The 23,037-nt window shown below is 41.3% G+C and carries 20 protein-coding genes and 1 pseudogene; 13 read left to right on the plus strand and 8 right to left on the minus strand.

The features are described from left to right. Window positions 1–20 precede the first annotated feature (20 nt). The 3 genes from IQ244_RS24715 to IQ244_RS24725 all read left to right on the plus strand — a co-directional run bounded on the left by IQ244_RS24715 (window position 21) and on the right by IQ244_RS24725 (window position 3,684). Window positions 21–1,667 (plus strand): ABC1 kinase family protein, encoded by a 1,647-nt coding sequence (locus tag IQ244_RS24715; protein WP_193898891.1) that lies wholly within the window; start codon window positions 21–23, stop codon window positions 1,665–1,667. Window positions 1,668–1,851: 184 nt separating this feature from the next. Continuing rightward, window positions 1,852–2,832 carry an ABC transporter ATP-binding protein gene (locus tag IQ244_RS24720; RefSeq protein ID WP_193898893.1) on the plus strand — a complete coding sequence of 327 codons (981 nt, stop codon included), beginning with the start codon at window positions 1,852–1,854 and terminating at the stop codon, window positions 2,830–2,832. Between the two features lie 63 nt (window positions 2,833–2,895). Next, entirely contained in the window at window positions 2,896–3,684 is a 789-nt protein-coding gene (locus IQ244_RS24725; protein ID WP_193898896.1) for an ABC transporter permease, read from the plus strand. Window positions 3,685–3,828: 144 nt separating this feature from the next. On the opposite strand, the gene rsgA is transcribed toward IQ244_RS24725, so the two are convergent. The 5 genes from rsgA to grpE form a co-directional block, all read right to left on the minus strand. Continuing rightward, a complete protein-coding gene (gene rsgA, locus IQ244_RS24730) occupies window positions 3,829–4,908 on the minus strand; it encodes a small ribosomal subunit biogenesis GTPase RsgA (RefSeq protein ID WP_193898898.1) in 1,080 nt (359 codons plus the stop codon). Then, window positions 4,905–5,162, minus strand: coding sequence for a sulfurtransferase TusA family protein (locus IQ244_RS24735; RefSeq protein WP_193898900.1), 258 nt, complete (start codon window positions 5,160–5,162; stop codon window positions 4,905–4,907). The genes rsgA and IQ244_RS24735 overlap by 4 nt, the downstream gene beginning before the upstream one ends. Beyond that, window positions 5,162–6,292, minus strand: a complete 1,131-nt coding sequence (dnaJ, locus tag IQ244_RS24740) for a molecular chaperone DnaJ (RefSeq protein ID WP_193898902.1) — start codon at window positions 6,290–6,292, stop codon at window positions 5,162–5,164. The genes IQ244_RS24735 and dnaJ overlap by 1 nt, the downstream gene beginning before the upstream one ends. Window positions 6,293–6,756: 464 nt before the next feature. Then, window positions 6,757–8,718: a molecular chaperone DnaK gene (gene dnaK / locus IQ244_RS24745; RefSeq protein WP_193898904.1), complete on the minus strand. Its 1,962-nt coding sequence runs from the start codon at window positions 8,716–8,718 to the stop codon at window positions 6,757–6,759. Window positions 8,719–8,933: 215 nt separating this feature from the next. Beyond that, window positions 8,934–9,683 carry a nucleotide exchange factor GrpE gene (gene grpE, locus IQ244_RS24750; RefSeq protein ID WP_193898905.1) on the minus strand — a complete coding sequence of 250 codons (750 nt, stop codon included), beginning with the start codon at window positions 9,681–9,683 and terminating at the stop codon, window positions 8,934–8,936. A 303-nt stretch (window positions 9,684–9,986) separates the two neighbouring features. On the opposite strand from grpE, the gene IQ244_RS24755 reads away from it, so the two are divergent. The 4 genes from IQ244_RS24755 (at window position 9,987) to IQ244_RS24770 (ending at window position 15,156) form a co-directional block, all read left to right on the plus strand. Further along, a complete protein-coding gene (locus IQ244_RS24755; protein WP_193898907.1) occupies window positions 9,987–11,999 on the plus strand; it encodes a GspE/PulE family protein in 2,013 nt (670 codons plus the stop codon). Between the two features lie 58 nt (window positions 12,000–12,057). Further along, window positions 12,058–13,176, plus strand: a complete 1,119-nt coding sequence (locus IQ244_RS24760) for a type IV pilus twitching motility protein PilT (RefSeq protein ID WP_193898909.1) — start codon at window positions 12,058–12,060, stop codon at window positions 13,174–13,176. A gap of 105 nt (window positions 13,177–13,281) precedes the next feature. Further along, window positions 13,282–14,505 (plus strand): type II secretion system F family protein, encoded by a 1,224-nt coding sequence (locus IQ244_RS24765; RefSeq protein ID WP_193898911.1) that lies wholly within the window; start codon window positions 13,282–13,284, stop codon window positions 14,503–14,505. Window positions 14,506–14,598: 93 nt separating this feature from the next. Beyond that, window positions 14,599–15,156: a hypothetical protein gene (locus IQ244_RS24770; protein ID WP_193898913.1), complete on the plus strand. Its 558-nt coding sequence runs from the start codon at window positions 14,599–14,601 to the stop codon at window positions 15,154–15,156. A gap of 4 nt (window positions 15,157–15,160) precedes the next feature. On the opposite strand, the gene bioU is transcribed toward IQ244_RS24770, so the two are convergent. Further along, window positions 15,161–16,165: a (S)-8-amino-7-oxononanoate synthase BioU gene (bioU, locus tag IQ244_RS24775; protein WP_193898915.1), complete on the minus strand. Its 1,005-nt coding sequence runs from the start codon at window positions 16,163–16,165 to the stop codon at window positions 15,161–15,163. A gap of 330 nt (window positions 16,166–16,495) precedes the next feature. Between bioU and IQ244_RS24780 the strand changes: the two genes are divergently transcribed. The 6 genes from IQ244_RS24780 (at window position 16,496) to IQ244_RS24805 (ending at window position 20,639) form a co-directional block, all read left to right on the plus strand. Continuing rightward, entirely contained in the window at window positions 16,496–16,726 is a 231-nt protein-coding gene (locus IQ244_RS24780) for a DUF2281 domain-containing protein (RefSeq protein WP_193898917.1), read from the plus strand. Continuing rightward, window positions 16,723–17,112: a type II toxin-antitoxin system VapC family toxin gene (locus IQ244_RS24785; protein WP_193898919.1), complete on the plus strand. Its 390-nt coding sequence runs from the start codon at window positions 16,723–16,725 to the stop codon at window positions 17,110–17,112. The genes IQ244_RS24780 and IQ244_RS24785 overlap by 4 nt, the downstream gene beginning before the upstream one ends. A 289-nt stretch (window positions 17,113–17,401) precedes the next feature. Further along, the gene (locus tag IQ244_RS24790) at window positions 17,402–18,529 is read left to right on the plus strand and encodes a type I restriction endonuclease (protein ID WP_193898921.1); all 1,128 of its coding nucleotides are present in this window, start codon (window positions 17,402–17,404) and stop codon (window positions 18,527–18,529) included. 120 nt (window positions 18,530–18,649) lie between these two features. After that, the gene (locus IQ244_RS24795; protein ID WP_193898923.1) at window positions 18,650–19,222 is read left to right on the plus strand and encodes a Uma2 family endonuclease; all 573 of its coding nucleotides are present in this window, start codon (window positions 18,650–18,652) and stop codon (window positions 19,220–19,222) included. A 22-nt stretch (window positions 19,223–19,244) separates the two neighbouring features. Continuing rightward, the gene (locus IQ244_RS24800) at window positions 19,245–19,829 is read left to right on the plus strand and encodes a Uma2 family endonuclease (RefSeq protein ID WP_193898931.1); all 585 of its coding nucleotides are present in this window, start codon (window positions 19,245–19,247) and stop codon (window positions 19,827–19,829) included. A gap of 114 nt (window positions 19,830–19,943) precedes the next feature. Further along, window positions 19,944–20,639, plus strand: a complete 696-nt coding sequence (locus IQ244_RS24805; protein ID WP_193898925.1) for a type 1 glutamine amidotransferase domain-containing protein — start codon at window positions 19,944–19,946, stop codon at window positions 20,637–20,639. 119 nt (window positions 20,640–20,758) lie between these two features. On the opposite strand, the gene IQ244_RS24810 is transcribed toward IQ244_RS24805, so the two are convergent. Both IQ244_RS24810 and IQ244_RS24815 read right to left on the minus strand, forming a co-directional pair. Further along, complete coding sequence (locus tag IQ244_RS24810) at window positions 20,759–21,223, minus strand: CYTH domain-containing protein (protein WP_193898927.1); 465 nt, start codon at window positions 21,221–21,223, stop codon at window positions 20,759–20,761. 41 nt (window positions 21,224–21,264) lie between these two features. Continuing rightward, window positions 21,265–22,902, minus strand: a pseudogene (locus tag IQ244_RS24815) (PAS domain S-box protein); the annotation flags it as partial. Window positions 22,903–23,037 lie beyond the last annotated feature (135 nt).

The raw sequence follows: 23,037 nt of genomic DNA on the forward strand, positions 1-23,037 counted from the left end.
CCTTGCAGTTGTTTACCACAATGTTCCTAACCCAAACTGTTCCTCGTCAACGAGAAATTATTGAAGTAGTGCTGCGTAATGGCTGGGATTATATGCGAAGGCTACTGACTGGTGGCAAAGCTGATGAACCCCAACTACCTACCCCAGCGGTGTTAAAAAATATTTTGGTAAATTTGGGGCCTGTTTATATTAAGCTTGGTCAGTTGTTATCTACTCGTCCAGATTTACTAAGTGCCGCTTATATTGAGGAACTGTCAACACTGCAAGACGAAGTACCCCCAGTTGCTTGGCCAGAAATAGAAGTCCTCATCCGTAAACAGCTAAAAAGTCCCCTGGAAGAAGTTTTTCAAAAGGTTAACCCCGTGCCAGTGGCGGCGGGATCAATTGCCCAAACCCATCGCGCCACACTAGCTGATGGTCGGGAAGTCGCTTTAAAAGTGCAACGTCCTGGAATTGATCTCACTATTGCCCAAGATATTGTTTTAATTCAGGGGATTGCTGATTTAGTTGCCCGGACTGACTTTGGGCAAACTTACGAAATTAAATCCATTGCTGAAGAATTTACCAAAGCCTTAGAGGCTGAGTTAGATTTTACGCGAGAAGCTGGTTTTACTGACCAATTACGGCGGAATTTAGCGAAAGGTCGTTGGTTTGACCCGCAACAAATTGTCGTAGCAGAAATTCACTGGCAGCTTACATCTGAGAAGTTATTGGTGATGGAGTGGTTAGATGGAGTGCCTTTACTCTCAGCCCAGTTGACCAGTGAAAAAAATGGTAAAGATATTGCTACCCAACGTAAAGATTTAACGACTTTGTTATTTCGGGCATTTTTTCAACAGTTGTATGTGGATGGTTTTTTTCATGCTGATCCCCATCCGGGAAATTTATTTTATCTGCATGATGGTCGGGTAGCAATTTTAGATTGTGGGATGGTGGGCAGACTTGATCCCCGCACCCAGCAGATTTTAACAGAAATGTTGTTGGCGATCGTAGATTTAGATGCGGGAAGATGCGCTCAGTTAACGTTGCAACTATCAGATTCGGCACAGCCGGTCATTGTGGCACGGTTAGAAAATGATTACGATCGCATGTTACGCAAATATCATAATGTCAGCTTGACAGAGATGAACTTCAGTCAAGTAATTTATGAAATTTTACAAGTCGCCCGTAACAATAAAATTAGATTGCCGAGCAATATGGGCTTGTACGCCAAAACCCTCGCTAACTTAGAGGGTGTAGCCCGTGCTTTTAATCCAGAGATTAATCTGTTTGATGAAGTTAAGCCGTTAATGACAGATTTGTTTCGCCGACAATTAGTCGGTGAAAATCCAGTGCGATCGCTGCTTCGCACAGCCCTCGACCTCAAAAGTTTATCATTACAATCACCCCGACAAATTGAACTGTTACTAGACCGTGTAACATCAGAAACATTACGCTGGAATTTTTCCTTGCATGGCTTAGACGGTGTACGCCGCACAATGGATGATGCAGCCAATCGCCTCTCTTTTAGTATCCTAGTAGGTTCAATGATTATGGGGGCAGCAATTATTTCCACCAAAGCACAGACAACGCAACTATCTGTTTTAAGCAGTGTGTTATTTGCTGTCGCCAGTTTATTAGGTTTGTGGCTAATTATCAGTATTTTGCGATCAGGGCGTTTGCGTTAGAGTTGATAGCTTTACCACTCTCAATCATAATACTGATAACTGAGGATACATATTTGATAATTTAAAACCGCAGGAGACGTGCAGCAGCTTCCCATCGGGTTGCACGCAGATGCACGCTGATAATTGATGCAAATTATTTATCTAGATATACATCACGTCCGTTGAAGGTTTTAAGATAAATTTTATGCCGAGTATTTTTGTCGACAATCTCAGTAAATCTTATACGGTGGCGATTAAAGAACCAGGTATTGCTGGGACAATTACCCACTTCTTCCGCCGCACCTACCGTTCAATTCAAGCTGTAGAAAATGTTTCGTTTGAAATTGCTCCTGGCGAGATAGTGGGATTTTTGGGGCCAAATGGTGCTGGAAAAACTACCACACTCAAAATGCTTACTGGTCTAATTCATCCTAGCAGTGGCTCAGTTAGGGTAGCTGGACACGTCCCATTTCTGCGCCAAGAAGCATTTTTACAAAAAATTACCTTGGTGATGGGACAAAAACAGCAATTGATCTGGGACTTACCTGCGATCGATTCGTTAAAAATTAATGCTGCTGTTTATAACATCTCTGATAACGAATTTCACGCACGGCTCAGAGAATTAACAGAGATGTTAAACCTCCAAGGAAAGCTTACTCAACCAGTACGCAAGCTATCTTTAGGTGAACGGATGAAAGCTGAACTGTTAGCAGCACTTTTACACCGACCGCAAGTATTGTTTCTTGATGAACCAACATTGGGACTGGATGTTAATGCTCAGGTAGCAGTGCGTGATTTTCTGCGTGACTACAATCAGCGTTATCAAGCGACAGTATTATTAACTAGCCACTACATGGCTGATATTACAGCTTTGTGCCAGAGGGTGTTATTAATTCACCAAGGAAAGCTGATGTATGACGGTAGTTTAGATGGGCTATTAGAACGCTTCGCACCATACCGAGAAGTTCATGTAGAGTTAGCCCAACCCTTATCTAGAGAAAAACTCAAATCTTATGGGGATGTGCAACTTTTAGACGGGCGAGCAGTATGTTTTATGGTACAGCAAGAAGCTCTCACCCTTACAGTGTCTAAGATTTTGGCAGATTTAGAAGTCATCGATTTAAAAGTAACCGAACCGCCAATAGAAGAAGTAATCGGCAAAGTATTTCAGGCGGGATTTGTTTAGAAAGTGCTGAGTCAATAGTCTATTTACTATTGAATATTGACCTTGACCCTTGACCATTAACCAATGAAAAAAACTATTAGAAAAGCGTTAACGTTACTGGCTGTACATAACACCTACATGATGGAGTTTCGTGCAGAACTAATTTTATGGGTTTTGTCTGGATCTTTACCAATAATCCTGATGGGTGTTTGGATGCAAGCAGCCCAAGGAGGTAAATTTGGTTTGTCATCAGTGGATTTTTCCCGTTACTTTCTCACAGTATTTGTTGTTAGGCAGATGACGGTTGCTTGGGTAATTTGGGAATTTGAAAAGGAAGTTGTCGAAGGTAAGCTGTCACCTAGGTTATTACAACCAATAGATCCTGCTTGGCATCATGTTGCATCTCATCTGGCTGAAAGAGTGACTCGGATACCATTTACGATATTGTTAGCAGCCTTATTTTTTGTACTTTATCCCCAGGCTTTTTGGCTGCCGAATTTAGGTCAAGTGCTTTTATTTACGTTAGCAGTAGTGTTAGCGTTTATTTTGCGATTTGTAATTCAGTATACCTTTGCGGTATTAGCTTTTTGGACAGAACGAGCTAGTGCTTTAGAAAATTTCTGGTTCTTGTTTTTTTTATTTTTATCGGGAATGATTGCGCCTTTAAATGTGTTTCCTGAATATGTACGAAATATTGTTTTATTTACACCCTTTCCCTATTTAATTGATTTCCCCGCCAGTATTTTGGTTGGGCTACCTGTAGATATAGGGCGGGGTTTTTTATGTATGATTGGTTGGATAATGGTGTTTTTAGGCGCAAATCGTTTGTTGTGGCGGGCGGGATTGAAGCGATATTCTGGGATGGGGGCGTGAGCTAATATAGCAGAAGGCAGAAGAGAAAGTCTTACTATTCCTGGCATTCAAACTTTTAAATAGTCCTAATATATCTGACTACCGCTATATCTTTTTATTTCACGCAGAGACACGGAGGAATTGAGAGTTTTACAATCAATAAGTTTATTCTTCGCTATCTTGATATAAATCCTGTAATGCTTGCAGTTGAGTTTTCCGAGAGACTCGACGGTATTTTTTACTTTCCAGCTTGGGTTCGTATTTACTCTCTCCTTTGCCTTTATTTTTTAACTTTAAGGTGGATTCAGGATCAGCTTGCTGGTTTAAGTGGGTTTGCCGAGCGATCGCTTCATCCAAAAACTCTAGATAATGTTCATAGCGTTCCCAATCTCCCCGCACAGCGCAATCAGGTTCGTCTCGATGCAAACAATCGCTAAATCGACAGTGATTAATTTCTATAAGCTTTCTTGCTTCAGGAAAATAATAGACTAATTCTTCTGGTTGGTAATCCAAGTCTGGTTGGTTAAAACCAGGGGTATCAGCTAATAAACCACCATCAGGTAATTCAAATAATTCTACATGGCGAGTTGTATGGCGACCGCGTGCCAGTTTACCCGAAATTTTCCCGACTCGTAGGTTAATATCAGGGATGAGGGCATTAATTAAGCTGGATTTACCCACCCCAGAAGGCCCAGCAATCACAGTAGTTTTATCAATAAGATAAGTTAATATTTGGTCAATATTGATACTACTTTGCACACTAATGAATAACGGTTGATAACCCCAACCTAAAAGGCGATCGCTAATTTCTTGTTGTTCTTGGGGTGAGATTAAATCGCTTTTATTTAAACAAAGTACGACATCCCAGCCAGTAGACTCAGCCTTCACCAAAAATCGACTCAACTGGTAAGGTTCTAAAGGCGGATCAGCAACCGCAAATACCAGCATAATCTGGTTGAGATTGGCGATCGCTGGGCGATCTAATTGTCCTGTGCGGGGTAAAACTTCAGCGATCGCCCCGCGTCCCCCAGCCCAATCGGGTTCTTCCACCACGACGCGATCGCCTACCATCACCTGCTGTCCAATTTTTTTCAATCGCGTTCTGCGCGTACACAACAGGAGAGAGAGATGACCCATCTTTTTCTCCTGCTCCTGTTGATCTAGCTGTACCCGATAAAAATTTGCTTGTACGGCCAAGACTGTACCGAGTAACTGTCCAGTAGTTGTAACAGTTTCCCCTATCATTGGTTAGCGATCGGACAGCGAACTAACAAAGAAAAATAACCAGTACAGTCTGTAATATTCTCTACCTGATAGCCTGCCATAGTTAAGCTATCAGGTACTTGCTCAATTGGTTCTCCTGGGTCGAGCCATACTTCCAGCAAATTTCCGGGCGACATTTTTTCTAAGTGGAGTTTTGTTCGCACAAAGTTAATCGGACAAGGAGTACCGCGCAAGTCGAGTTGAGCATCAGGAGTAGATATAGAAGATAGACTCATTATTTAAACAAATTTCCCAAAAATCCTTCTAAACCACCTTTACCAGTGCGATCGCCTTTAATTTTAGCCAGTTTCTCTAGCAATTCTCTCTCCTCTGGGATGATCTTTGTGGGGATATCAATTAACACTGTTAGGAGATGATCTCCCCGACTTACCGGATTACCTAAGCGAGGTACACCACGATTTTCTAGCTTCATGACTGTATTTGGCTGCGTTCCTGGCGGAATGATTAATTCCACTGGCCCATCGACTGTATTCACTTCTAGTCGACAACCTAAAATCGCCTGTAAGTAGCTAACTTTGATTTCCGAAAGCACATTAATTCCATCTCTTTGGAATTCTTCATCTTCGTTAACAAACAGGTAAACGTACAAATCTCCGGGCGGGCCACCACGTTGACCTGCATCCCCTTCTTGTCCTATACGTAAGCGTGTACCGTTATCTACCCCAGCCGGAATCGTAATTTTGAGTTTCTTGGTGATTTGATTTGTACCTCTACCATCGCAAGAATCACACTTATCTTCAATTACCGAACCAGTACCGTTACAAGTTGGACAAGTCGAAACTTGCGTAAAACTGCCAAAAGGCGTTCTCGTTACCCGTCGTACTTGACCAGAACCGCTACAAGTTGAACAAGTGCGTGGGCGAGTTCCTGGTTTTGCACCTGAACCACTACAAGCTTCACAAGTTTCTAGGTGAGAAATGCGAATTTCTTTTTCACCACCAAATACTGCTTCTCGAAAGTCTAACTTCAGGTCTAGCCGTAGATCATCACCCCTTACTGGGCCACTGCGCCGTCTTTGCGCTGTCTGTCCACCCACACCACCACCCGCGAAGCCACTGAAAATGCTTTCAAAGATATCGGCAAAACCACCCATATCGCCCATATCTTGGAAACCAACACCAGCACCGGAAACACCTTCTGGGCCAAAGCGATCGTAACGCGCACGGGTTTCTGGTTCTGAGAGTATCTCATAAGCGCGGTTAATTTCTTTAAACCGTTCTTCCGCACCTGCTTCTTTGTTCACATCTGGGTGATACTTGCGGGCTAAACGGCGGTAAGCTTGTTTGATTTCTTCTTTGTCGGCGTCACGAGAGACACCCAGAATTTCGTAATAGTCGCGGGCCATATAGCAAAGGTAAAAGATAGAAGGAAGGAACTAGAGGCTAGGGACTAGGGACTAGAGGCTAGAGGCTAGGGACTAGACTTTTTTACTCAGCACTCAGTACTTAGCATGGATTTTAGCCCCGCTACGCTAACAGCACTTTTGTCAGGTAGAAGGCATAGATTAATTTTTATTAATAATTGATTGTACCTTTTACCTTTTATAAAAATCACTAGCAAATATTGATTAATGAAAGTAACAGCAAAGTTAGCAGATGCCAGAGTCTTTGGCTGTCTCTTTTACAATTGTGCTACGTGTCAGGGAAAAACCCTGCTGATGAACTAGAGGGGCTACCCGCACCATTAGGTGTGGAAAACCCCCCATTTGTAATACATCGCATCTGTAGTCAGGCTCAATTTGCGGATAAAGGACAAAGTATTGAAGGTTTTAATTTCATACTTCATACTTTAGACTTCATAGTTTCTTATTTAGTCTATCGCCTCATAATCAGCTTGTGCAGTCATTTCCTCATCAAAATCAAAATTAAACTGTGGTATTACAGTCCCACTCGCCGGATTTTCTGATTGAGAAGTTAATACTGATTCTGAACCTTCTTCACCGTCATCAGTATTTTGACCGTTAGCGCGGTTATAAACATCAGCACCGATCGCAAATAGGGTTTGCTGGAAGTCATCTAGGCAATTTTGAAATTCTTGCAGCGAAATGCTGGGATTAGTCATCACAGCTTGAAGTTGGACAAATTTTTCATGAGCTAAACTCTTCATCTGCTCACCAATAAAGTTGCCATTATCCTTCAAGGTGGATTCGTAACTGAATACTAGATTATCTGCTTGGTTTTTGAGTTCAACAAATTCCTTGCGTTTTTTGTCTTCATCAGCAAATGCTTCAGCTTCTTGGCGCATCCGTTCAACTTCATTAGTACTTAAACCACCGGTATTAGTGATCCGAATGCTTTGCTCTCGACCAGTCCCTTTATCTTGTGCGCCAACCTTGAGGATACCGTTCACATCGATTTCAAAAGACACTTCAATTTGCGGTACACCACGGGGAGCCGGGGGAATCCCTGCTAACAAAAACTTACCCAGACTTTTATTATCCCGCGCCATTGCTCGTTCCCCTTGAAGAACGTGAATTTCTACCGAAGTTTGACCATCAATAGCCGTGGAAAAAACTTGGGATTTGCTGGTGGGAATTGTCGTGTTGCGTTCGATAATTTTCGTAAATACTTCGCCCAGGGTTTCAATACCCAAAGATAGGGGAGTGACATCTAATAACAAAAGATTATCAACTTCGCCACCCAGAACTCCAGCTTGAATTGCAGCGCCCAATGCTACAGCTTCATCAGGGTTAATTGAGCGATCGGGAGCTTTACCATTAAAAAATTTTATTAAAGCGTTTTGAACGGCGGGAATGCGGGTAGAACCACCAACTAAAATAATTCTGTCAATATTTTGTGGTTTAAGGTCAGCATCTTTGAGAGATTGAATCATCGGTTCGATGGTAGCTTCAATCAAACTTGCAGCTAGTTCCTCAAATTTAGAACGGCTAAGTTCCATTTCTAGGTGCTTTGGCCCGGTTTCATCAGCAGTGATAAAAGGCAAGTTGATCGAGGTACTAGCCATACTGGATAGTTCAATTTTGGCTTTTTCCGCTGCTTCCCGCAGACGCTGCAAAGCCATTTTATCTTGGGCGAGGTTAATTTTTTCTTGTTCCTGGAAGCGTTCAATCATCCAGCGCACAATACAGTTATCGAAGTCATCACCACCGAGTTGATTGTTTCCGCTAGTAGCTTTGACTTCAAAAACTCCATCGCCTAGTTGCAGAATGGAGACATCGAAAGTACCGCCGCCCAAGTCAAAAACTAGAATTAGTTGCTCTTGGTCTTGTTTATCTAACCCAAAAGCTAAAGCAGCCGCAGTAGGTTCATTAATGATGCGTAATACTTCTAAACCGGCAATTGTGCCAGCATCTTTAGTGGCTTGTCGTTGGGCATCGGTGAAATATGCTGGTACGGTAATTACTGCTTGTGTGACAGTTTCACCCAAAAAATTTTCTGCGTCCTGCTTTAGTTTTTGCAGAATCATCGCGGAAATTTCTTGTGGTGTGTAATTTTTGCCACGAATCTGGACATCAACAGTTTCATCTCGACCTTTGACACAGTTGTAGGGAACGCGATCGCGTTCTTGTTCTGTATCTTCCCAACGACGGCCGATGAATCGTTTGATACTATAGACTGTATTTTCGGCATTAGTTACGGCTTGGCGTTTTGCCAGCTGACCGACCAAGCGATCGCCACCCTTGCCAAATCCCACGATACTAGGAGTGGTTCGTCCGCCTTCAGAATTGGCGATCACAATTGGTTGACCACCTTCTAAAACTGCGACGCAACTGTTAGTCGTGCCTAAGTCGATCCCAATAACTTTTCCCATACTTACAGTATTTGTACTGAATGCTTTTCGCGTAGTGTTGTACGGGATATCTACGGGCAAGAAATCAAGCGTAAGGGTGTAGGTGAAAACTTGAACACCCTTACATCCTTTCTTCTAGAACATTAAAATCAAAAGTCAAAAGTTAAAAGCATGATTTGTTTGTTTTGACTTTTTACTTTTAACTTTTTACTTGAAGTAAGGCAAGCAAAGACAGTTTAACTGTTAGCTGGACTCGACTGATCTTCTTGTGCAGACGGTGTATCCTCCTTCGGAGCAGCCACCTTGACCATTGCATGACGTAGCACGCGATCGCCTATATAATATCCGCGTACTAACTCTTCTAACACTGTTCCTTCCGGATGTTCATCCGTAGGTTCGCGCATTACTGCTTCATGGAGGTTAGGATCGAACTGTTCACCTTCCGGTCGCATGGGTGATACACCTAAGCGTTTTAAGGAATCTACTAATTGTTTATAAACTCCTTGATAACTTTTGTGAATTGTCATCTCGCCATCGCTTTGGGGCTTCAGGTGCGCTCGCGCCCGTTCAAAATTATCTACCACTGGCAGTAATTCCAGAATTGTGTTCCGCTTCACTTGTGCGTCTAGCTCTTCTTTTTCTTTGCTAGTACGTTTGCGGTAATTCTCAAAATCTGCCGCAATCCGCATGTACTGAGTACTACGTTCCTCTACCTGCACCTTGAGAGACTCAATTTGTTGAGTCAATTCTGTCAAAGCTGCTGTATCTGTTTGTGTTTTATCGGTTGCAGCGAAGCCATCTTCTTGATTGAGCGCAGCCGTATCTCCTGATACATTGCTTGTGGCTGCCACTTGCTCAGTAACCTCGCTGCCAGATTCGTTGGAGTCTATTTGGGCTGGAGAGTCGCTCATCATTTCTTGCTTTACCTCTATTGGTTCACCCAATTGCTGGCTTGTATTGTTTACCTGTTTATTTTCGTCCATCATTGTCGCTTCCAGATACTATTGAGGACAATAAATCACCGCAAAGGTAGATTTTCTTGTCAACATTCTTCTGGAAGTGATGTCACCGTCATTTTATTGTGACAAATGGTGAACATCTTAGCGTATACACGCTGAGGACGGGAACCCGAACGACAAAGGATGAAGTGTGAATTATGAAGCCTGAAATTTATACTTCATAATTCACACCTCAGACTTCAATCGAAATTTTATTAAGTTTAAATGAAAATTCTGTGCCGTAGCTTGGGAATACTCTAATCAGAGGTTTTCCCCACTAATTGCTCACCTATGACTCAATCGTCACCACAACGGCGCAGTACCGCGCTCACGACCCGAACAGAGTTTTCGCCATTCGGCAGTAAGCTAGTGCAATCTGGCTATGTTAATAGCGAACAGATGAGACAGGCACTGATTGAAAGTCGCAAATCTGGCAGACCCCTGACGGAAGTGCTGGAGTCGATCACTGGGCGACAACTATCGCCTGAATTTCTTAGGCAGTATAAAAAACAACAGCTATTTGAACTTAAAATACTATACGGCGTTGAATCCCTAGATCCGGAAGTCAATAATATTGGCAATACGAATGTCGGGAGTCTTATTGAAACTCTCATCCCGGTAGATATTTGTCGTCGCCATCGCTTAGTACCCTTATCAAAAAGTGAAGACCAAAACCCACCAAGCGTTTTAGTGGCAATGGTCGATCCAGATAACTTAGAAGCTTCCGATGACCTAAATCGCATCTTGCGCCCCCAAGGCTTGGCATTGCAGCGGATGGTGATCACTCAGGAAGATTATCAGCAGCTAATCAACCAATTTTTGGATGAGATGGCTGTCAAGCAAAAGCATCTGGAACAAGAAAAGTTTACAGATATTAATCAGGATTTAGAAAATCTTGGCAATCTAGATATCCAAGATGCGCCGGATGAAATGGAAGCTGATCTGGGATCGGCGATGAAAGGAGCAGAAGATGCTCCAGTCATCAACTTAGTTAACAGAATCCTGGCGAAGGCTTTGCATGAGAAGGTTTCTGATATTCACGTTGAACCTCAAGAAGAAAACTTACGCATTCGTTTTCGTAAGGATGGTGTATTGAGTGAAGCCTTCGATCCCTTGCCGAAAAAAATTATCCCGGCGGTCACAGCCCGATTTAAAATTATTGCCAGCTTAGATATTGCTGAAAGACGGATGCCCCAAGATGGACGTATTCGTCGGATGTTTGAAGGTAGAAAGGTAGACTTTCGGGTGAATACCTTACCCAGTCGCTACGGGGAAAAAGTAGTACTGCGGATTTTGGATAACTCATCTACTCAATTGGGATTGAATAAGTTAATCACCGATCCGGAAACATTGGGTATTGTCCAAGAGATGGTGAGTCGTCCCTTTGGTCTAATTTTGGTGACTGGGCCAACTGGTTCTGGTAAAACTACTTCGCTGTATTCGGCATTGTCAGAAAAAAACTCACCTGGGATCAATATCAGTACGGTTGAAGACCCGATTGAGTATAGTTTGCCAGGGATTACCCAAGTACAGGTTATCCGGGAAAAAGGACTGGACTTTGCTACAGCACTGCGGGCTTTCTTACGACAAGATCCAGATGTGTTGCTAGTAGGGGAAACACGGGATAAAGAAACCGCTAAAACCGCGATTGAGGCTGCCTTAACAGGTCACTTAGTATTAACGACCTTACACACTAACGATGCACCAGGTGCGATCGCTCGTTTGGGAGAAATGGGCATTGAACCATTCATGGTTTCTAGTTCCTTAATTGGTGTTTTGGCACAACGTTTAGTGCGACGTGTCTGCTCTGAATGTCGCATTCCTTATACTCCAAGCACAGAAGAACTAGCTCGCTATGGCCTCTCTGCTGCTGGTGATGTGGAACTCACATTCTACAAAGCTAATACTTTAACTACAGAAGCCTTAACAGAAGCCAAAGCCAAAAATCATGTTTGCCCAACTTGTAATGGGATTGGGTACAAAGGACGCTGCGGTGTTTATGAAGTCATGCGCGTCACCGAAAACCTCCAAACCTTAATTAACCAAGAAGCACCTACAGAACGCATTAAAGAAGTGGCTGTAGAAGAAGGGATGAAAACCTTGTTGGCCTACAGCTTAGATTTAGTGCGTCAAGGAGCCACCACCTTAGAAGAGGTTGATCGGGTGACATTTACCGATACAGGCTTGGAGGCAGAATTAAGAGCCAAACGTAAGAGTGGGCTGACTTGTCGAACTTGCAGTGCTGAACTTCAGCCGGAATGGCTGGATTGTCCCTACTGTATGACACCCAGATTTCAAGATTAATCAATGGTCAAGACAAATGACCATTGACAAAAACAAATAACAAAAAGGAAATAGAACGATGGAAATGATGATTGAAGACATGATGGAGCAAATGATTGAAATGGGTGGTTCGGATATGCACTTATCCGCAGGTTTGCCTCCCTACTTCCGCATCAGTGGCAAACTTACACCTATCGGTGATCAGATATTAACTGCTGATCAATGCCAAAGATTAATCTTTAGTATGCTCAACAATAGCCAGCGGAAAACTCTAGAACAAAACTGGGAGTTAGATTGTTCTTATGGTGTCAAGGGTTTAGCTCGTTTTCGGGTGAATGTTTATAAAGAACGCGGCGCTTATGCTGCTTGTTTACGGGCGTTAAGTTCCAAAATTCCTAACTTTGAAAAATTGGGTCTACCAGATGTAGTCAGGGAAATGGCAGATAAGCCTAGAGGGTTAATTTTAGTGACAGGCCCTACAGGTTCTGGCAAAACAACAACCCTAGCGGCAATCATTGACTTGATTAACCGCACTAAAGCAGAACATATTTTGACCGTAGAAGACCCAATTGAATTTGTCTATGAACCAGTGAAAAGCTTGGTTCACCAACGACAACTTGGTGAAGATACAAAAAGCTTTGCTAACGCCTTGAAAGCAGCTTTGCGGGAAGATCCAGATATTGTTCTGGTGGGGGAAATGCGAGATTTAGAAACGATTTCTTTGGCGATTTCCGCGGCAGAAACCGGACACTTGGTATTTGGGACACTACATACCAGTTCAGCCGCGCAAACAGTTGACCGGATCATCGACGTTTTCCCCCATGAAAGACAAACTCAGGTGCGGGTGCAGTTATCGAACTCTCTAGTAGCAGTATTTAGCCAAACTTTAGTGTCGAAGAAAAACCCCAAACCCGGAGAGTACGGCCGAGTTATGGCGCAAGAAATTCTGATTGTTACTCCTGCTATTTCTAACTTGATTAGAGAAGGCAAAACGTCACAAATTTACTCTGCTATTCAAACTGGTGGCAAATTGGGAATGCAAACTCTGGAGAAAGTTTTAGCAGATTATTACAAAGCTGGAACTATTTCTTTTGAAGCAGCTATGTCTAAGACTTCTAAGCCAGATGAAATTCAACGTCTTATCGGTGCGGCAACGCCCTCAGCCGGAGCCAAACCCGGCGCTGCTAAAGCTCACTAAAAATTACATCTGTAATCAGAACTTCCGTGATTAATAGTCAATCTAAATATTGACTATTAATTACTACTTAGTGACCAAATTTAAAATTTTGAATTTATTATATCTATGCCAACCTTTGTTGCCCGAATTCGGGATGCCCAAGGAAAATCTCGAACAGAAAAAATTGTTGCTGAATCTTTAGCACAAGCCCGGACTAATCTCAGAGATAAAGGTTTTGTCGTCCAAGAATTAAAACAATCTCAAGGCTTCGCAGTCAGTCTTGACTTGAAAAAAATTCAGAATTCCTTTGTTAAGGTTCCGATTAAAGAAAAAGCTGTTTTTTCTCGACAACTTGCTACTTTGGTGAATGCCGGAGTCGCAATTGTCAGAGGTTTGGGGGTGCTATCTGATCAGTGTACCAATCCTAAAATGAAACAAGCACTTATTGATATTAGCAATGATGTGCAAAGCGGTGTAAATCTTTCTGATTCTATGCGTAAGCATCCTGACTGTTTTGATGGTTTGTATGTCAGCATGATTCAGGCTGGGGAAGTAGGGGGGGTTTTGGATGAAGTACTCAATCGTTTAGCAAAATTATTAGAGGATGTAGCGAGATTACAAAACCAAATTAAATCAGCACTAGCTTATCCAACGGTGGTAGGTTTTATCGCTGTTAGTATCTTTGTTGGTATGACAGTTTTTCTTTTACCTATTTTTGCGAAAATCTTCATAGAAATAGGTACAGAACTACCTCCTTTAACGCAATTTTTGATGACGTGTAGTGAAATCTTAAGAAGTTGGAAATCTTTTTTCATCGTTGGTGCCTTTATTGCCGCAAAATTTGCTTATGCACAATACTACAAAACACGCGTCGGTAGAGAAACAATTGATCGTTTATCTCTGAAAATGCCTTTGTTTGGTGATTTGATTCAAAAATCTGCCGTAGCTAGATTTAGCCGGACTTTTGGTTCTTTGACTCGTTCAGGGGTGCCAATTTTGACTTCTTTAGAAATTGTGCGAGATACATCAGGAAATCAAGTAATTGCTAATGCTATTGATGCTGCTCGTGTAGAAATTCAACAAGGCGGGATGATTAGCATTGCTTTACAAAAAGCGAATGTCTTTCCAGCAATGTCCATACAAATGATTAGTATTGGGGAAGAAACGGGAGAATTAGATGGGATGTTAATGAAGGTTGCTGATTTCTATGAAGATGAAGTTGAGCAAGCAGTAAAAGCCCTAACTAGTGTTTTAGAACCAATTATGATTTTGGTTTTAGGCAGTATGGTTGGTACTATTTTGATGTCGATGTATCTGCCACTATTCAAAGTATTTGAAAAGCTGGGATAAAAGGCAAAGGGATGAAGTTATATCCTTCATCCTTTACACTAGCCGGTGGCAAGCCACCCAAAGGGTGTCTACATACTTCTACTTTATAAAATTATGCCTGTGCAAAAATCTCATTATGAAGCAAGCTTGGCAGAATATAGCAATCATCAAGCAGCGATCGCACTACTCAAACAACATCGACCATACTTAGAAATGATTCCGAGTTTGCGTCGTCCAGATGAAAGTGTAATTACTATACCTCTGCCGATTATTCGTCTGCGTAATCATGTTTCTGCCACAGTACAAGCAACTTGTTTACCCTGCGATGTGGCAATTTTAATGTGCGATCCAGAATGGAAAATTAAAACTGGAGCCGAAATTTTAATATTTATTCACCGTCCCCATGAAGACTTTTCTGATTTATTAGGACGCTGGCGACAAACCCAAGTTTGCTTAGATCAAGATTATGAATGGTTAATGCCGCCTCGCCATAGTCATGTATTAAGTGAAGGGGCAAATACTGTATATCCGTTGTTTGTAGTATTTAGTGAAACATCAGAACGCATTCAACGAGGTTTGATAGGTGCAGAATTACCATTTGTGATGCAAACATCATATTTATTGCTAGAAGAAGAGCGAAAAGATGAAGAGGGGCTAACCCATAGCCCCTAGCCGCTTATTTCACAAATTGAGGCATGATTTCGGCAGCGGTGAATATGCCGTAAATGCCACGTTGATGTAGTTGCATACCAGCTTTGAGATAACCGAAAGCAGGGCCGCAGACATTTGCTGCCATGCTGGTTTCATCGCCTAATGTAAAGGTATGGGTGGAAATCTTACCTTCAAAGGTGCGCCCAGTAACTTTAACGTTGGTGCTGAGGGGCTTTTTGGGATTGCGGGTATCAACTACACCGCCTACAGTCACGCGATCGCGTGATACTATTCCGGCTAACTCTAACATCACATCATCGGCGTGTTCCATGTTCTCTAAGGTAAGCACGCCGTTTGTTTTATCTAGTAATGCTTCTACCTCGGCATCAGTCATTGCCCTGGCTACTTCTACGGTATAACCAGGCATATGACCAATATCTTCCCGCACGGTGGCGCGGTAAGCTTCCCAGTTGGCAATACCGACACCAAAGGTAATCTCGACTTTGTGAATTTCGGCATAGCTTTGGGCGGCTAAAGCCGCAGCGGCGGTTAAGAGTCCTGGTGTTGCACCACAGCCTGTCATGTAGGTAATACCTGCGGCTTGCAGTTCAGCTTTCATAGCAATTAGCTGTTCTACCGCACTGGTGCGCTTGATTGCATCGACTAACACACCACGCCAACCAGATTGAATAAACTGTCGGGCTACGGATGGAATAAAGTCATTAGGTAAGTTGGGTAAAGCTAAAAAGTACCCATCTACAGGTTGGGCGCTATCGATTAAATCTTGAATACTATTGTTGGTTAATGTACCGACTGGTTCTAAATAACCTACCGAACCTTGAGATTGATAAGCGGCAATGTTTTCTTGAAAATTTAAACCTTCAGCAGCGTAGGCGTAGCCTTTTTGATCTGCCACTGCAACTAGTGTCATTTCTCGTTTACCAGCAAGTACCTTGGCGGCTGCTTGTCCGAGTCCACCGAAACCCAATACTCCCACACGTAGCGCTGGCGTAATATTTGCTGTACTCATAGTCAATTACTTAAGTTGAATCACAAGCTTTGAGTCTCAACCATCTTGGCTGATGGCGACTGCTCGAAGCTATAAAGGTTAATTATGCTTTATTATCCACCCAGATCAGTTTTTTCACCGTAAATTCTTACTGGGTAGGCGAGGCTTGAATAAATTTTCACAAACAAGTACATTAAAAGCGATCGCTAAAGAGCATGATTTAATTAAGAATGTGACTGAGTAAAACCCGATTATTATTTACTATTTAAGATATGTATCTCTGCTCATTGGGGTAGGTAAGCAATCTCCATCTAAATACCAAAAGTTTGATCAATCCACCAGAAACAAGCTATGACTGTTGATACAGAAATTTTACAAACACTAGAGCAAATGCCAGAGCCACTAAAACAAGAACTCTTGCATTATGCCAAATATTTAGTTGAGAATTATTCAAAAACTAGTTCTCAGGAAAGTTCATTACGAAAAAAGCGCCGTTCTGGCATCTTAAAAGGCACTTTTATTTTACCTTTACCGGATGATTTTGATGAACCTCTCCCAGATTTTCAGGAATATATGGAATGAGTAATTTTCTGTTAGATACTCATGCCTTTATCTGGCTGACTGAAAATGACTCTAACCTTAGAGATGATCTGAGGGCGATAATTGATAACGCAGATGTGGTTTATCTAAGCATAGCTAGTCTTTGGGAAATTGCTATCAAATTAAAACTTGGCAAATTATCATTGCAAAGTAGCTATGAAACTATAGTTTCTGCAATTGAAGCTTCAGATATTCTCATATTGGGAATCTCGTTTGATGATACAGTTTTAGTCCGCAATCTTCCGCTACATCATGGTGATCCATTTGATCGGATGCTAATCGCACAGGCGGTTAATCACTCCTTAATCATCATTAGCAGGGATACAAAATTTGATGCTTATACTAATGTTCACCGAATGTGGACATGAAGAAAGCGATCGCTAGAAATCAGGGACAGGCAATCGCTCAAAGCTATAAAGGTTAATTATGCTGGTGTATTCTCCCAGCAGATCCGTTTTTTCACCAGAAATTCTTGCTGATTGATCTAGGCTTGAGCAAATTTTCACGCGACATCACCTCACTAGAAAGCTCAAGACTCACAATATTAAGAGCATCAGCTTAAATCATGGGTTTAATTCAAAATTCTGTTATTTCTTAAGATTTTGTGTGAACTATAACATTACAGCCCACATTGCCATCATATTGGAGTGTCACATCATGGATTTTGTTGATCAAGTCAGAGCCTTTGCATCTACAATTCCTGCAAAATTAGGCAGCATCAAAACTGAGGAAGCGACAAAACACTTCCTCATCATGCCTTTTATTCAGCAAATCTTAGGGTATGATGCCTTTAATCCAGATGAAGTAATGCCTGAATATGATGCAAATGTGGGAGCTTCCACAAATTACAAACTAGATTATGCCATATTCCAGAACGGTCAACCAGCACTCCTGATTGAGTGTAAACGCTACGGTACTGATTTTAAGAATGATCGTGAATGGAGTCAGTTATTTGCTTATTTTATGGCAACTGACGCTCGAATTGGTGTATTAACAGATGGGGTAATATACAAATTCTATGCTGATTTGGAAAGGACTAATAAAATGGACAAAACTCCATTTTTGGAATTAAATTTGCTTAGTTTAAATGAATTAGCAATCCGTGAGCTTTCCAAGTTGACTAAATCAGCATTTAACATTGATGAAGCTATTATAGCCGCATCAGAGTTAAAGTATGTTGGTGGTATCAAGGCGCTGCTAAAAAAGCAAGTTGAAGAACCGAAGAGCGAGTTTGTCAAATATTTTTTTAAAGAGTTATGTCCTGAAAATAATTTTGTAGGTCAATTGAAAGACGAGTTTACTGGATATACACAAAGGGCTATTAAGGAATTTATTCGAGAGGAAATTGAAAGTCTTTTAGACGAAGCAACAGGACGTTCAAAAACAAAACAAGAAACTACCATCCCAACGGAACCACAAACAGAAACAGAACTGACAACCAAACAAACTGATTTTTCAGATGAAGAAAAAGAGGGATATTACATTCTTAAGTCGATTTTGTGCCAAGTAGTAGAGCCAGCACGAATAACATATAAAGACACAGCTAGTTATTGTAATATTCTGCTAGACGGTAATAGTTGGAGACAGATTGTTCGTTTGCATTTTAATAAATCTGATTCTAAAAAGTTAGAGATTTTTTCTCTAGATACCAATGGTACTAGAGTTTCGGAGAAAGTTTCTATCGATAATGTTAATGAAATTTATCAGTATGCTGATAAGTTCAAGGCAATTGTATCTGCTTATCAACAGCCCCAATTCAGTAACAAAAGTGCGGCTATAGTTTAATAGATGTGAACAGCGATCGCATCTTGGAAAAATCAGCCTTTAGCCTGACAGTTAGTTGAGCAAAGGTAATAATTTATAGTCAGGGCGATCGCAACTGGTCATCAAAGTTAAAATTAAACTATGACACAGGCACTTGAACCAAAAATCTACACATCCCAGGAATATCTTGAACTGGAAATTGCCTCCCAAACGCGTAGCGAGTATCGTAATGGAGCAATTATTCCCATGACTGGCGGTACTCCTGACCATAATGAATTAGCAATCAACCTTGCAGCCCTGTTAAAATCTAGTTTACGCGGCAAACCCTACCGTATTTTTGCCACTGATCAACGCCTTTGGGTTCCCAATCGGAATATCTATACTTATCCTGATGTCATGGTTGTAGAAAAACCTTTACAACTGCAAACAGGACGTAGCGATACAGTTATCAATCCTTGTTTGATTGCTGAAGTTCTTTCTAAATCAACACAAGATTACGATCACGGCGAAAAGTTTTCGGCATACCGTACCATTGAAAGTTTCTGCGAATATCTACTCATCGATCAATACAGTATTCATGTAGAACATTATGTGAAAACTGCTGCTAATCAATGGCTACTCTCAGAATACTATGATCCTCATATCACACTGTCTTTGAATACTTTTGATGCTCATATTCCAATTATCGATATCTATGAAAATATTGATATTTGATTCTCTGAAAAAGGATTAAATGATGGTTGCTTTACCCGATAGCATTTTAATAAGCGCGGAAGAATATCTAATTTGGGAACCTACCCAAGAACAACGCTACGAATATTGGGATGGTGAAGTTATCGCCATGAGTGGTGGTACGCGCAACCATAATCGGGTTTCTCTAAATTTCTCGAAGCTTTTAGATGATGCCTTAGCCGATCGCTCTTGTGAAGTCTACATTGTAGATGTAAAGGTGCAGGTAGAACCAGGAGAGAAGTATTTTTATCCTGATTTGGTGGTGACTTGCGACGATCGCGATGATGATCCACAATTCATAAACTTTCCCTGCTTAATTGTTGAAGTGTTATCACCATCAACGGAAGCAGCTGATCGAGGAAAAAAGTTTGCTGCGTATCGTCAATCTCCCACCTTGCAAGAATATGTCTTAGTGCAAGTAGCACAACCTGGTGTAGAAGTCTTTCGCCGCAATGAACAGGGAAAATGGGTATTATCGGATTATAATTTGGGCGACAGATTGCTATTAGAATCTGTGAATGTGGAAATAGCGATCGCTGATTTGTACCGACAAGTTGAGTTTGAAGCCGAAGCAACCGACAATGAATAGGCGATCGCATCTCTAAAATCTGTTTTCAATATAATACTTAAGTGTGGAAAGTGGATTTATAGCAGCACTTCTCGAATGCTGCGGAAATTGGGAATCACAACTTGGAGCAATTTTATGTCTAAAAAAGTTCTCATAGTGTTAACCAGTCACGATAAATTGGGCGATACTGACCAAGAAACTGGATTCTATTTACCAGAAGTTAGCCATCCAGTGGCGGTATTCGATCGCGTTGGGTTCACTGTTGAGTATGTTAGTCCTAAAGGTGGTAAAGCACCTATGACTGGAGTGGATTTAGATGATCCGCTGAATGTCGCATTTTTAAATAATCCTAACAAGATAGCGCAAGTCGAAAATACACTGCATCCAAAGGAGATTAATCCATCGGAATATGAGGCTATTTTTTATGCAGGTGGACATGGTACGATGTGGGATTTTCCCGATGATGTTGAACTTGCTCAAATTGCTGCCAAGATTTATGAACAAGGAGGTATTGTCGGTGCAGTTTGTCATGGCCCCGCCGGATTAGTGAATATTCAACTTGCTGATCAAAGTTATTTGGTTGCAGGAAAGATAGTATCCGCTTTCACCAATGAAGAAGAAGCCGCTGTTGGTTTAACGGAAGTGGTTCCCTTTCTGCTGGAATCTAAGCTGATTGAAAGAGGCGCAACGCTGGAGAAAGCACCTAATTTTCAAGCAAAGGTGGTATTATGCGATCGCTTAGTTACAGGCCAAAATCCAGCATCGGCTGGGGGTGTAGCAGAACAGATAGTCGCGCTATTAACAAATGCTAATGTCAAAGCTGTGGTGTAGAGGAAAATACGTGTAGATGGGTTTGAATAAAATCAAATCAAGCATTTCCAATGTTTCTATAGGTTGAGTTGAAGAAAAAACTCAACCTCATATTTTTTCCACCTTCAATGGCATTCAATTTACCATTGCGAAAAGGGAAATTTTGCTAAATTACTGTTGAAATACTTGCCATCAGTAGATACTTCTTCACCAATCCATTCGGGTAATTCAATTTGTTGCTGTTCATCAGTCAATTCTACTTCAGCCACTATTAATCCTTTATTATCACCATCAAACTCATCAATTTCCCAGATTAAATTACCCAATTCTACCTTGTATCGCACTTTTTCAATTAATGGGCGATCGCACAATGTCTCTAACATTTCTTCAGCATCAGCAAGCGGAATTTCGTACTCAAATTCTGAGCGCGAACAATTCACACTAGGGCTTTTAATTGTTAAATAACCTCGGTTGTTAGCAATACGTACCCTCACTGTCACTGCTTTTCGAGTGGCAATATATCCTTGACGATATACGCTACCTACACCGAGTTTTCTCCAACCATCTCCTTTAACTAAAAATTTCCGTTCTATTTCTTTAGCCATACTATTTCTTGAGTAATTTGTAATTGTAATATCCAGAAAACCTAATTTTGGTTTCTCAATACGTGCTGTAAACTGTTCAATAAATCTTGGGCTGTAAAAGGTTTTAGCAAAACTAGCTGAACATTAGCATTTCTCACTCCTGTCAAATTTTCTTGTGGATTAAACCCACTACAAGCGATGATTTGCACTTGGGGATTCATTTTTTGCAGGGTGCGAATTGCCGTCATACCATCCATTTCTGGCATAACCATATCCATTAATACAGCTTTAATTTGATGTTTATATTGGGCATAAAGGGCGATCGCTTCAATCCCATTACTAGCAGTCAGAATTTTATAGTTATAGTTTTCTAAGACGATGGTAGCAATTTCTAGAATTTTTGCTTCATCATCAACAACTAAAATTAATTCTCCTTCCCCTAAAGGTACAGCTAAATTTTCGGTTTTTATGGCTTGACGGCCTTCTACTGCTGGTAAGAAGAGTTTAAATTTAGTGCCTTTACCGATTTTACTAGATACATTAATAAAACCAGCATGACTTTTAATAATGCTTACCACCGTTGCCAGACCTAACCCAGTCCCTGTTCCGATTTCTTTAGTTGTGAAAAATGGCTCGAAAATTCTATCTAATATTTCTGGCGGCATCCCAATACCATTATCCGCTACAGTTATCTCAATGTAATGTCCGGCTTGAGCGTCGTCCAAATTCATTTGCGCGTAGGCTTCATCAATAAATCTATTTTCTGCGGAGATTTCAATTTTCCCGCCATCTGGCATGGCATCACGGGCATTAACTACCAAATTCATCAGCACTTGATGCAGCTGGGTAATATCCCCAGAAATAGCCCACAAATTATCGGGGATAGCGATCGCAAATTCAATAGATTTCGGAAATGTCTGTTTGGCGATCAACAACATTTCTGAAATTAAGTGCTTCATCAGAATAATGGTGTTATCCCCTTTAAATCCCCGCGCAAAAGATAATATTTGCTTCACCAACTCTGCACCACGTTTGGCATTATTTTCGATAATTGCCATTAGCTGATAATATCGCTCTTTATCTGGCGGAAATCTCAGTTGTAATAGTTGCGATGCTGCTAAAATCGGGGTCAAAATGTTGTTCAAGTCATGGGCAATTCCACCAGCCATAGTACCTAAACTTTCTAATCTTTGAGTGCGAAAAAACTGTTCTTCTAGCTGTTTCTTTTGGGTAATATCAGTATCAACAATCAAAATAGATTTTGGTTGTCCTGTACTATCCTGCATCAGTCTCCAACGACTGGCAACGATAATTTCTTTGCCAGATTTGGTAACTTTATGTAATTCACCTTGCCAAGCACCACTCTCAATTACTGTTTCTATCGCCGCCGAGATTTTTGGTGCAGATTGTTTAAATAAAATTTCATCAGCGTTTTGTTCTAAAGTTTCTTGTGCTTGCCAACCATACAGACGTTCAGCACCTTGATTCCAAAAGAGAATGCGATTTTGTAAATCTCGCACTAAAATTGCATCTGTGGCAATATTCAGCAAAGCTGCTTGTTCTTGAATTTTCTGTTCAGCTTGTTTGCGTTCGGTGATGTCTTCAACAATCCCAGTGTAATAACAAATATTTTCCTGTTCATCGCGGATTGCAAAGGTGCGATCGCAAACCCAACGCATCAATCCATCAGGACGTAGGATGCGATATTCGGGTGAACGAAAAAAGGTGTGGGGAAGAGCTTAGTTAGCGGATGATATCCGCTAACTAAGCTCTGAGTAAGATAAATTTTAACTTTCATCAGATTTTTGATATCTTGTAGCTTCTTCAACTAGGTC

Origin of the sequence: Nostoc sp. LEGE 06077 (assembly GCF_015207705.1) — a bacterium.
In the GTDB taxonomy this organism is placed as follows: domain Bacteria; phylum Cyanobacteriota; class Cyanobacteriia; order Cyanobacteriales; family Nostocaceae; genus Nostoc_B.

Coding starts and splice junctions, on each gene's coding strand:
- IQ244_RS24715 (WP_193898891.1), top strand. CDS start 21: ATGTTCCTAACCCAAACTGTTCCTCGTCAACGAGAAATTATTGAAGTA.
- IQ244_RS24720 (WP_193898893.1), top strand. CDS start 1,852: ATGCCGAGTATTTTTGTCGACAATCTCAGTAAATCTTATACGGTGGCG.
- IQ244_RS24725 (WP_193898896.1), top strand. CDS start 2,896: ATGAAAAAAACTATTAGAAAAGCGTTAACGTTACTGGCTGTACATAAC.
- rsgA (WP_193898898.1), bottom strand. CDS start 4,908: ATGATAGGGGAAACTGTTACAACTACTGGACAGTTACTCGGTACAGTC.
- IQ244_RS24735 (WP_193898900.1), bottom strand. CDS start 5,162: ATGAGTCTATCTTCTATATCTACTCCTGATGCTCAACTCGACTTGCGC.
- dnaJ (WP_193898902.1), bottom strand. CDS start 6,292: ATGGCCCGCGACTATTACGAAATTCTGGGTGTCTCTCGTGACGCCGAC.
- dnaK (WP_193898904.1), bottom strand. CDS start 8,718: ATGGGAAAAGTTATTGGGATCGACTTAGGCACGACTAACAGTTGCGTC.
- grpE (WP_193898905.1), bottom strand. CDS start 9,683: ATGATGGACGAAAATAAACAGGTAAACAATACAAGCCAGCAATTGGGT.
- IQ244_RS24755 (WP_193898907.1), top strand. CDS start 9,987: ATGACTCAATCGTCACCACAACGGCGCAGTACCGCGCTCACGACCCGA.
- IQ244_RS24760 (WP_193898909.1), top strand. CDS start 12,058: ATGGAAATGATGATTGAAGACATGATGGAGCAAATGATTGAAATGGGT.
- IQ244_RS24765 (WP_193898911.1), top strand. CDS start 13,282: ATGCCAACCTTTGTTGCCCGAATTCGGGATGCCCAAGGAAAATCTCGA.
- IQ244_RS24770 (WP_193898913.1), top strand. CDS start 14,599: ATGCCTGTGCAAAAATCTCATTATGAAGCAAGCTTGGCAGAATATAGC.
- bioU (WP_193898915.1), bottom strand. CDS start 16,165: ATGAGTACAGCAAATATTACGCCAGCGCTACGTGTGGGAGTATTGGGT.
- IQ244_RS24780 (WP_193898917.1), top strand. CDS start 16,496: ATGACTGTTGATACAGAAATTTTACAAACACTAGAGCAAATGCCAGAG.
- IQ244_RS24785 (WP_193898919.1), top strand. CDS start 16,723: ATGAGTAATTTTCTGTTAGATACTCATGCCTTTATCTGGCTGACTGAA.
- IQ244_RS24790 (WP_193898921.1), top strand. CDS start 17,402: ATGGATTTTGTTGATCAAGTCAGAGCCTTTGCATCTACAATTCCTGCA.
- IQ244_RS24795 (WP_193898923.1), top strand. CDS start 18,650: ATGACACAGGCACTTGAACCAAAAATCTACACATCCCAGGAATATCTT.
- IQ244_RS24800 (WP_193898931.1), top strand. CDS start 19,245: ATGGTTGCTTTACCCGATAGCATTTTAATAAGCGCGGAAGAATATCTA.
- IQ244_RS24805 (WP_193898925.1), top strand. CDS start 19,944: ATGTCTAAAAAAGTTCTCATAGTGTTAACCAGTCACGATAAATTGGGC.
- IQ244_RS24810 (WP_193898927.1), bottom strand. CDS start 21,223: ATGGCTAAAGAAATAGAACGGAAATTTTTAGTTAAAGGAGATGGTTGG.